Source organism: Caulobacter sp. B11, assembly GCF_002737765.1.
Lineage (GTDB): Bacteria > Pseudomonadota > Alphaproteobacteria > Caulobacterales > Caulobacteraceae > Caulobacter.
The window spans coordinates 1-5518 of sequence record NZ_PEGG01000198.1 but is presented as its reverse complement, the minus strand read 5'-3'; the positions used below and the strand labels follow the sequence as shown (position 1 = coordinate 5518).

5 protein-coding genes and 2 pseudogenes are annotated in these 5518 nt (G+C 69.4%); 6 read left to right on the top strand and 1 reads right to left on the bottom strand.

Annotated features, from left to right (window positions below):
- Positions 1 to 552, top strand: a pseudogene (locus CSW58_RS08935) (RluA family pseudouridine synthase); the annotation flags it as partial.
- Positions 553 to 564: 12 nt separating this feature from the next.
- Positions 565 to 1071: a hypothetical protein gene (locus CSW58_RS08930; protein WP_236627736.1), complete on the top strand. Its 507-nt coding sequence runs from the start codon at positions 565 to 567 to the stop codon at positions 1069 to 1071.
- Here the strand turns inward: CSW58_RS08930 and CSW58_RS08925 are convergent.
- Positions 1068 to 2306, bottom strand: a complete 1239-nt coding sequence (locus CSW58_RS08925; RefSeq protein ID WP_099447055.1) for a hypothetical protein — start codon at positions 2304 to 2306, stop codon at positions 1068 to 1070. The genes CSW58_RS08930 and CSW58_RS08925 overlap by 4 nt on opposite strands.
- 136 nt (positions 2307 to 2442) lie before the next feature.
- Here CSW58_RS08925 and crcB point away from each other — a divergent pair, with 136 nt between their 5' ends.
- The 4 genes and pseudogenes from crcB to CSW58_RS08905 all read left to right on the top strand — a co-directional run.
- Positions 2443 to 2829 (top strand): fluoride efflux transporter CrcB, encoded by a 387-nt coding sequence (gene crcB, locus CSW58_RS08920; RefSeq protein WP_099447054.1) that lies wholly within the window; start codon positions 2443 to 2445, stop codon positions 2827 to 2829.
- Positions 2826 to 3815 (top strand): RluA family pseudouridine synthase, encoded by a 990-nt coding sequence (locus CSW58_RS08915; RefSeq protein WP_099447053.1) that lies wholly within the window; start codon positions 2826 to 2828, stop codon positions 3813 to 3815. The genes crcB and CSW58_RS08915 overlap by 4 nt, the downstream gene beginning before the upstream one ends.
- A 196-nt stretch (positions 3816 to 4011) precedes the next feature.
- Positions 4012 to 4737 carry an ATP12 family chaperone protein gene (locus CSW58_RS08910; protein WP_099447056.1) on the top strand — a complete coding sequence of 242 codons (726 nt, stop codon included), beginning with the start codon at positions 4012 to 4014 and terminating at the stop codon, positions 4735 to 4737.
- 122 nt (positions 4738 to 4859) lie between these two features.
- Positions 4860 to 5518, top strand: a pseudogene (locus CSW58_RS08905) (carboxyl transferase domain-containing protein); the annotation flags it as partial.

Genomic DNA, 5518 nt, shown 5'->3' with positions numbered 1-5518 from the left:
ACCGCGACACCTCGGGCGTGATCCTGACCGCCAGGACCAAGCCGGCCGCGTCGTTCCTGGGCAAGGCCCTGATGGCCAAGCGGTTTCGCTAAGACCTATCTGGCCATCGTCGCGCCGGGGGCGCCGAGCCGCGCGGCGGCCAGATCGATTCGCCCCTGCGCCGCGAGTCGATCGGTCGCGAGGCCTATATGCGGGTCTGTCCGCCCGACCATCCCGACGCCGAGGACGCCGTAGCCGCTATCGCACCCCTGGCGTCCAATGCGACGGCGGCCCTGGTCGAGCTGTCGCCGGATACCGGCCGCATGCACCAGTTGCGCGTTCACATGGCCTCGATCGGCCGGCCGATCTCGGGCGACAGCCGCTATGGCGGGGCGTTGATGCTGGGCGGGACGGCGGTTCCGCGCCTGATGCTGCACGCCGCCCGGCTGGTCTTTCCCCATCCCGAGGGCGGCGAGCGGCGGATCACCCGCGCCGATCCCGAGCGATTTCCAGGTCATGCTCGATCGACTGGGCCTGGCGGCGCCGGAACACGAGCCCGAGGCGGCTCGTTAGGTCAGGAGGAGATTGCGCCATGAAATCCTGATCGCCCTCGCCGCCGCCACCGTCCTGCTGGGGCGCCTGCGCCACGACCGCCCCAACGCTCTATGCCGCGCAGCGCGCGCCGGTCAGGCCGGCTTTTCGGATTATCGGCTGGAGGCCGGACGCTACCGCGTGTCCTTCCAGGGCGGACCCGGCGCGCCCGAGGCCCAGGTCGCCGACTATGCCCTGCTGCGCGCCGCCGAGCTGGCGGTGCGCGACGGCTATGACTGGTTCCGGGTGGCCGATCGGGCGATGCGCCAGGATGCCCCGCGTCGGGGATCGACCCTGTCGATCGGCGGCGGCACGGGCGGCTATGGTCGGGGCGGCGGGATCGGAGTCGGCCTGGGCACGAGCTTCAATCTCGGTCCCGGCCCAGCGCCGGCGGCGTCGCTCGAAGTCGTGTTCGGCAAGGGACCGCCGCCGACCGGCGCCGATGTCTATCGGGCGCGCGACATCATTCGGACCGTCGGCGAGGGACGGGCGGCGCTCTAGGCGGCCGCCCTTTGCGCCGGAGCCGCCGGGAGCTTGGCTCTCAAACCGGCATGAGACAGGCCCGCGGTTTCAGCGGCCGTGAAATAGCCCTCGATCGGCAGGCCCTGCAGGATGGTCATCGCGGCCAGGCCATGGGCGTTGCGACCAAAGTCCATGATCTCGGCGGCGATCTTGTCGGCGGGGCCGACCAGGTCCGAGGCGTCGAGGCTGACGCCGAACAGCCGGGCGTCGCGCAGGCTCTTCAACGGCTCGCGCTCGGGCGGAATGCGGGCGATCACCCCGCGGGTCAGGGCCTTGAGCAGGCCGACCACCTCGAGCAGGCGGCCGGCGGGGGTGCCGCGGGTGATGTCGATCAGCTCGATCATCACTCCGCCGCGCAGTTGGGCCAGGGACAGGCCGGAGGTGCCGGTCAGCAGGTCGCGGCCGCGCTGGGTGCCTAGGGTGCGGAACGAGGCCGGAACGATGAGGTCGGGGCGCTCATGCCCCTGAGAGGCCGCCGCGAACACCGCGGCGAATTTCAGGGCCGCCTCGTCAATGAAGGCCGCGTCGCGGTCGGGCAGGCGGCTGATCGCCCGGCTGTTGATGGCGCGACCGGTCCCCAGATGGGTGACGATCGGCTCGATGCGCACGGCGGTCGTCACGCCCTGCCGCAGGCCGATGACGTGCTCCAGCGCGAAGTCCACCCGCAGGGCGACCCCGCCGGCGGTCGTGAAGGCGACCGGCGTACGCCGTGTCTCGTCGCTGAGCTCGATGTCCAGCCGCAGGGGCGAGTGGGCGGAGTCGCGCCGGGCCCTGGCGGCCAGAACGACGGCGGCGTTGACCCGTCGGCAGACCAGGCCGTCAGGTCCGACGCCGACCACCGAGCGGACGTTGAGATCCTCCGGACTGGCCGCGCCCAGCACATGGGTCAGAACGTCTTCGAGGATCCGGACGCTGGCCGCCTGGGCGGCCAGACCCTGGTCCTGGGCCATGGCGATCAGGAAGTCGTCCTCGTTGACACGGCCCCTCAGGTCCTGGCGATCCAGATGTTGCGCCAGCTTGCGGTCGACATAGGTCCAGACGTCGTCGCGCTTCTTTTCCCACCAGTCGCCGGCCCAGAGGCGGATCGCCTTGACGCTGATGACATTGACAGAGCCGCGCGCCACCAGGTCGGAACCGGCCAGGCGATTGAGCATCGGTCCGCTGAGCGCGAGGTGCTCGGGCGGGTCGGCAGGAGCGCGGATTTCGAACGACATGGAACCTGGCGGGCCGGAGGGGGGTGTCGTCAGAATGGCGGCCGCGCGCTTAATGGCCGGTGCAGGAAGAGGGTTTAAACAAATGGTTATCGTAGCGGCGGCTTGGCGTATGGCGCTGCGCGGCGCATAAGGGCCCATGATCAAACTGCTCCTCGTGGCCGCTGGCGGAGCCGCCGGCTCCGTCGCCCGCTATCTTGTGGGCCTTTCGACCTATCGCCTGCTGGGCTCGGCCTGGCCCTATGGCACCTTTACCGTCAATGTCGTCGGCGGATTTCTGATGGGCGCCCTGGCGTCCTGGCTCGCCCACAAGGCCGACGCTAACCATGAACAATGGCGCGTTCTGCTGGCGGTGGGCGTCATGGGCGGATTCACCACCTTTTCGGCCTTTTCGCTGGAGGTGGCGCTGATGATTCAGAAGCGCGCCTACGGCCAGGCCTTTTCCTATACGACCGCCAGCGTGCTTCTGTCCGTGGCGGCCCTTTTCGCGGGCCTGATCGTCGCCCGCAGGATGTTTGCGGCATGAACGAAGTTCGGACCCTCTATGTGGACAACGGCGAGGACGGCGTTCGTCTCGACCGCTGGTTCAAGCGCCGCTGGCCGCACCTCAACCACATCCAGCTCAACAAGCTGTTCCGCTCCGGCCAGGTGCGGGTCGACGGCTCGCGCGTCAAGGCCGACACCAAGCTGGCGGCCGGCAGCCAGGTCCGCGTCCCGCCGCTGCCCGAAGCGCCCGACAAGGACGAGAAGCGCGCCCTGTCGCCGCGCGACATCGCCTTCGCCAAGTCGCTGGTGCTCTACGAGGACGAAGAGGTCCTGGCGCTGAACAAGCCCGCCGGCCTGGCCGTGCAGGGCGGCACCAAGACCACCCACCACATCGACAAGCTGCTGAGCGCCTGGGGCGAGGGCGTCAACCGGCCCAAGCTGGTCCACCGGCTGGACCGCGACACCTCCGGCGTGCTGCTGCTGGGCAAGACCCCCGGCGCGGCGGCCCGTCTGTCGGGCTCGTTCGCCAAGCGCAAGGCGCAGAAAACCTACTGGGCCATCGTCGCGGGCAACCCGCACCCGGTCGAGGGCGTGATCGAGCTGCACCTCGCCAAGCGCGGCGTCGGCGACCGCGAACTGGTCGTGCCCGCCGAGCCCAAGGACAAGGACGCCCAGCCGGCCGAGACCGAATATGTCTCGATCAGCCGCGCCGGACCGCGGGTCACCTGGCTGGCCTTGCGCCCGCATACCGGCCGCACGCACCAGCTGCGCGCCCACATGAAGGCCATCGGCCATCCGATCCTCGGCGACCCGAAATACAGCGACGACAAGGCCGGCCAGCTGTCCGAGGGCCTGAAGCTGCAGCTGCACGCCCGCTCGATCTACCTGCCGCACCCGTCGGTGGGCATGTTGCACATCGAGGCCCCGCTCAGCCCCGAGATGAAGGCCGGCTTCGCCAAGTTCGGCTTCTCGGAGGACGAGGCCGAGGCCGATCCGTTCGCCCGCAAGCAGCTGAAGCGGCGCTAGGGCCTGTCCCGTTTTCATGGAGCTCTGAAAACGGGATAGAAAGCTCTAGAATCAAACGTTTAGAGTCCATTTGAGCGCTTTGGATGGCTCCATCTGAAGCGAAAGGGCTCTAGGGCCGAGGACTCCGCGCCTCACCCTCGCCTCGAAACGTGTGGCGGACATCAGGTAGATGTCCGCCCGAACCGGATATTTCGCCGTGGCCGACAAACCCGACCTGCTGCAACGCCCCCGCCGCTTCTACAAGCTCGCCGCCGCGGCGCCCGTCGAGGGCGGTTTCGCCGTGCAGCTGGACGGCCGCACGCCTAAGTCGCCGGCCCGCAAGCCGCTGGTCCTGCCCAGCCTGGCCCTGGCCCAGCTGGTGGCCGGCGAGTGGGACGCCCAGGTCGAGGTCATCGATTCCACCGCCATGCCCGCCACGCGGCTGGCCTTCACCGCCATCGACCGGATCGCCGAGACCCGGGCCGAGGTCGCCGCCGAGGTCGCCGCCTATGCCGGCTCGGACCTGCTCTGCTACCACGCCGAACACCCGACCCCCTTGGTCGAGCGCCAGGCGCGCGAGTGGGGCGCGATGCTGGACTGGGCCAAGGCCGAGCTGGGCCTGAGCTTCGCCCCGGTCAACACCGTGGTCCACGCCCCCCAGCCGCCCGCGACCTTGGCCGCCGTCGAGGCCCTGGCCCTGACCCTGGATGACTTCAGCCTGGCCGGGGTGGCCTATGGCGCGGGGCTGCTGGGCTCGACCGTGCTGTCCCTGGCCCTTCGCGCCGGCGCCGTCACCGGCCGGAAGGCGTTGGACCTGTCGCGGCTGGAGGAGATCTTCCAGGCCGACATCTGGGGTCAGGACGCCGAGGCCGCGGCCCGGGCCCAGGCCCTGGCCATCGAGGCCGAGGCGCTGGACCAATGGTTCGCGGCCCTGCGGCGCTGACCTTCCGATCCCGCCGCTTGCTGCACTGCCGCAAGGGCCGCCTTGCCAGACCGGGCGCGCCTCGCTAGGGCTCGTTTTTATAAGGTGGCCAAGCCGCCAGGTTTGAGCAGGGGAGCGTTCGCGTGCACACCATCCTTGAAGAACTGGACCGTCGTCGCGAGCAGGCCCGCGCGGGCGGCGGCGAAAAGCGCGTGGCCAGCCAGCACGCCAAGGGCAAGCTGACGGCGCGCGAGCGTATCGACCTGCTGCTCGACGAAGGCTCGTTCGAGGAGTTCGACATGTTCGTCGAGCACCGCTGCGCCGACTTCGGCATGCAGGACCAGAAGATCCCCGGCGACGGCGTAGTCACCGGCTGGGGCACGATCAACGGCAAGATCGTCTATGTGTTCTCCAAGGACTTCACGGTGTTCGGCGGATCGCTGTCGGGCGCCCACGCGGCCAAGATCGTCAAGGTGCAGCGCCAGGCCATGAAGGTCGGCGCGCCGGTGATCGGCCTGTTCGACGCCGGCGGCGCGCGCATCCAGGAGGGTGTCGACAGCCTGGCCGGATATGCCGACATCTTCATGGAAAACGTCATGGCCTCGGGCGTCGTGCCCCAGATCAGCGTGATCATGGGTCCCTGCGCCGGCGGCGACGTCTATAGCCCCGCCATGACCGACTTCATCTTCATGGTGAAGGACACCAGCTACATGTTCGTGACCGGGCCCGATGTGGTCAAGACGGTCACCAACGAGGTGGTCACCGCCGAGGAACTGGGCGGGGCCGGGTGCACGCGGCCAAG

Bases quoted from the DNA above. Each gene is read 5' to 3' on its own strand.
- CSW58_RS08925 (WP_099447055.1), bottom strand. From the start codon at position 2,306: ATGTCGTTCGAAATCCGCGCTCCTGCCGACCCGCCCGAGCACCTCGCG.
- crcB (WP_099447054.1), top strand. From the start codon at position 2,443: ATGATCAAACTGCTCCTCGTGGCCGCTGGCGGAGCCGCCGGCTCCGTC.
- CSW58_RS08915 (WP_099447053.1), top strand. From the start codon at position 2,826: ATGAACGAAGTTCGGACCCTCTATGTGGACAACGGCGAGGACGGCGTT.